This is a genomic window from Mycobacterium sp. (genome assembly GCF_032162605.1).
Classification (GTDB): domain Bacteria; phylum Actinomycetota; class Actinomycetes; order Mycobacteriales; family Mycobacteriaceae; genus Mycobacterium.
Genome location: NZ_JAVROT010000034.1, coordinates 1 through 3822, shown reverse-complemented (window position 1 = coordinate 3822; position 3822 = coordinate 1). Strand labels below are relative to the sequence as shown.

5 protein-coding genes and 1 pseudogene are annotated in these 3822 nt (G+C 63.9%); 4 read left to right on the top strand and 2 right to left on the bottom strand.

Annotated features, from left to right (window positions below):
- The 4 genes and pseudogenes from QOI01_RS01700 to QOI01_RS01685 form a co-directional block, all read left to right on the top strand.
- Window positions 1-557: TetR/AcrR family transcriptional regulator (locus tag QOI01_RS01700; protein WP_526377988.1), on the top strand; the 557-nt coding region annotated here is incomplete at its 5' end.
- Window positions 554-1276 (top strand): dienelactone hydrolase family protein, encoded by a 723-nt coding sequence (locus QOI01_RS01695; protein WP_526377986.1) that lies wholly within the window; start codon window positions 554-556, stop codon window positions 1274-1276. The genes QOI01_RS01700 and QOI01_RS01695, both read left to right, overlap by 4 nt.
- 131 nt (window positions 1277-1407) lie before the next feature.
- A pseudogene (locus tag QOI01_RS01690) lies at window positions 1408-1632 on the top strand (CGNR zinc finger domain-containing protein); the annotation flags it as partial.
- Between the two features lie 53 nt (window positions 1633-1685).
- Window positions 1686-2288, top strand: a complete 603-nt coding sequence (locus tag QOI01_RS01685) for a class I SAM-dependent methyltransferase (protein WP_526377990.1) — start codon at window positions 1686-1688, stop codon at window positions 2286-2288.
- Between the two features lie 450 nt (window positions 2289-2738).
- On the opposite strand, the gene QOI01_RS01680 is transcribed toward QOI01_RS01685, so the two are convergent.
- Window positions 2739-2942 carry a ferredoxin gene (locus tag QOI01_RS01680; protein WP_526377984.1) on the bottom strand — a complete coding sequence of 68 codons (204 nt, stop codon included), beginning with the start codon at window positions 2940-2942 and terminating at the stop codon, window positions 2739-2741.
- On the bottom strand, window positions 2939-3822 hold an 884-nt coding region (locus QOI01_RS01675), incomplete at its 5' end, for a cytochrome P450 (RefSeq protein WP_526377982.1). The genes QOI01_RS01675 and QOI01_RS01680, both read right to left, overlap by 4 nt.

Sequence of the window (3822 nt, the reverse complement as noted above, 5' to 3'; positions counted from 1 at the left end):
CCACCTCGATGGACCAGGTGATCACGGAGACCGGGATGTCCTCCAGTGCGGTGTACCGCTACTTCGGCAGCAAGGAGGAGTTGATCCACGCCAGCGCCGAGGAAGGGGTGCTGCGGGTGCGGGGAATCTTCGCGGCCCTACTCGACCGCGACCCCGTCCCCGATCCGGCCGAAACGCTGAGCCTGATCGTCGCCGAACTGCGCAACAGGACGGACAACCCCGACTACGACATGACGCGGCTCGCGCTGCAGACATGGGCGGAGGCCCTGCGGGATCCGGTACTGCAGAAGCGTGCCCGCGCGCTCTACCTCGAAACCCTCGACCACATCGCCGAACTGGCAGGCCGGTGGCGCGACGAGGGGCACATCCCGCCCAACTCGGATACCAACGCCGTTGCCGCGACCCTGTTTTCGCTCATGCACGGCTTGATCGTGATGCACCACCTCGTCGATGACGTACCGGCTGATGCCCTGCGCAACGGGCTTTCGCTGCTCGGTGCGGCCGTCGTCGGCCCCTACACATTGCCCGCCACAACGCGACAGGATGCCCAACCATGACCGACATCGACCTCTCCGATCTCGCCGTCGACCGCGACGGGTCCCAGCCGCTTCGCGGCTACCTGGCCAGCCCACCGGGCACCGGCCCATGGCCGGCCGTGGTGATGATCCACGAGATCTTCGGCCTCGACGAGGTCATGCGCGGCCACGCCGACCGGCTCGCCGGTTTCGGCTACCTCACCCTGGCCGTCGACCTGTTCAGCGCGGGTAGCACGGCACGATGCCTGGTCGCCACGATGACCGCCTTGATGCGTGGGCGCGGCCGCGCGTTCGCCGACATCTCCGCCGCCCACGACTACCTGGCTTGTTCTCCCGACTGCGCCGGCAAGATCGGCGTCATTGGCTTCTGCATCGGAGGGGGCTTCGCGCTCCTCACCGCGAACAGCGGATTTGACGCGGCCGCAGTCAATTACGGCCAGCTGCCGCGTCACCTCGACGAAGCGGTCGCAGGCGCCTGCCCGATCGTCGGAAACTACGGTGGCCGCGACCCCTCACTTCGAGGGGCTGCCCGCCGGCTCGGCGCGGCACTCGACAGCGCGGAGGTAATCCACGATGTCAAGGAGTACCCCGCTGCCAGCCACGCCTTCCTCAACGACGCCGAAGCCGGCCCCCGCGTCCTTCGTCCCCTCCTGCGGGTAGCCGGTATCGGCCCGGAACCCGAATCGGCCAAGGACGCCTGGGACCGGATCGAAAGGTTCTTCGCCACCCACCTACAGTGACCACCCTTCAGCTAACCGCCACTTCAGGTAGTCGGAAAATGCCGCAGTAGCCAAGACACGGCTCGTCACGGGGTCCAATTGGGGCGTAGGACGCGCGTGCTAGCGGCAGCACGTCGCTGGTTGGACGGTTCGTAGAAGATGCCCTAGGCGTGATCGCCGCCGACGCGATCAGCATCATCGCTGGCGAACGAGACGGAAAGTTGGCCTTGTGCGCATCGCCAACCTGCCAAGCCGCCTTCTTCGACACTAGCCAAAGTCGCACCCGCAAATGGTGTGACATGAACACGTGCGGGAATCGTCAGAAGAAAGCGCGCTTCAATGCCAACCAGCGCAAAAACCCCAACTCAGCAAAGTAATCGTTACCCTCGGTACATCCAGGTGGGCCCCACCGCAATGCGATAGTGAGCACCTGACCCAACCGGGATATGACGCGCTCGCCGACCGCTACGCCGAGATGTTTCCCGGCCCCTACCAATCACCCATCGAACAACACGCCGTTGCTGCCTTCGTAGAGAAGATCCACTCGCCGGGTGTCGTTGTCGACGTGGGGTGCGGCCTCGGGCACGTCACGGCCGACCTCCATCGCCGCGGACTTGATGTCATTGGATGTGATCCCAGCCCGGCGATGCTTGCGATCGCACGCAAGACCTACCCCCATCTAGCCTTCATCGACGGTGACTCGACCCTGGCAGGTGTCACGGATCCCATAGCGGCGGTCATCGCCCGATTCAGCCTGATACACATCCCGCCGGATGAGGTAAGCGACATACTCCGGCTGTGGGCCGGTCAACTGCGCCCCGAAACGCCCGTACTGATCGCGTCTCAATCGTCCGATTTCCCGGGCCCGGCAACCTCTTTCGATCACGCCGTAGCTCCAGCCTGGCGCTGGCATCCCGACGAACTCAGTCGCGTGCTCGCCGACAGCGGCTTCGCTGAAGAATGGCGGATCGTCAACCGCCCCGACACCATCCACCGCTTCCCAGGAGTCCACGTACTCGCACACCGCTGCTAGTTCGCTGACTACATCGACCCGACGAGGCTGCCATCATCGACATGCAGCGCGGATTGAAACTCTGTGACATGGTGCCGCCAGGTGGAAGCGACTCCTGACCGGCCTGGGCTGCGGTGGTGACAGCCGTCTCGCCACGCTCCATAGCCAATCCGCGAGCGAATCGAATGCTCCATTGCTTCCCGGTCGTTCCGAGTCGCTGGATGCGTCGTCCGTCTCCCGATTTCGATCGCTGCACCGCCGCCTCGTGTCATTCATCGCGACCTATGCAGACAACCCGGCCTCAACGGCGTAACAGAATGGAGTGAAAGCCCATGAGTACCAATCGAATTACCAGCGGCACCGAGCGAACGGTCATCGAGAACTTGCTCGACCACAACCGCGAAGCACTCATCGCGACCGCGTCGAGCACCTGGCCGCGGTCAACCTGCGGGACATTGACACAGAGGCCAGTCAGCACTCTCCATCGGTGAATTCGATTGACAGGGCCGCGGTCGGGCAGCTGGCCACGATCTCGCGAACTTCTTCATGACGCTCGGCGGGGATGACGTGTGGCACCTGGACCGGGTAGTCGCCGGCCAGTTCGAACAGGTCCGGTGCCATTCCTATACACAGCGCGTTGGTTTCACACCGTGCGTGGTCGATGTGTACCTTCACGATTGGGCTGTCGACTGGCGCCGAAGACGTACCGGCAGGCCGTCGACCGGGTCGCCCAAACTGCGGGGTTCCAGCGTCCAGCGATAGTCCTCGGGTACCGACCACTCGAAGTTGCGCAGCAGGTGATGAAGGATCGTCTTGATCTCCATCTGCGCGAAGTACAGGCCGATGCACTTGTGCACTCCGCCGCCGAACGGCATCCACGCGAATCGGTGAGACTTGTCCTCGGCACGCTGAGGACTGAACCGTTCGGGATCAAACGTGTAGGGGTCGTGCCACACCCGCGGATTGCTGTGGATCGCCGGTGTCGGTGCCATCACCATCGTTCCTGCCGGAATGTGGTAGCCGTTGACCTCGGTGTCCTTGATGGCCTGGCGGGCCAGCCAGGGCACCGGAGGATTCAGTCGCAACGATTCCTTCATGACCCAATCCAGCTCGGTCATCTCGCCGAGATGTTCGTATGCGAGCTCAGCGGGCAGCGACAGGGCCCTGGCCCGGGCCCGTTCCTGCCACTCCGGGTGGCGTGCCAGGTGATACGCCATCGTGGTCAACGTGACGGTCGAGGTGTCATGCGCGGCGAACAGCACGAAGATCATGTGATTTACGACGTCCTCGTCGGTGAACATCTCCCCGTGCTCGGACTGTGCGTGGCACAGCACCGAGAACAGATCGGGTGTCTCGGTCGCCCTCTTCTGCGGCAACAGGTCGTAGAAGAACTTCTCGAGTTCCTTGCGAGCCGCGATCGCCCGCGCCCATTGTCCGCCCGGGATGGGGAAACGGACGAATGCGCCCACCGAGGACAGGCAGTCCATGAAGGCCTTGATGATTCGGTCGGCCTCAGCCTGGGGCAGGTGAACTCCGACGAACACCTCCATCGCCA

Coding starts and splice junctions, on each gene's coding strand:
- QOI01_RS01695 (WP_526377986.1), top strand. CDS start 554: ATGACCGACATCGACCTCTCCGATCTCGCCGTCGACCGCGACGGGTCC.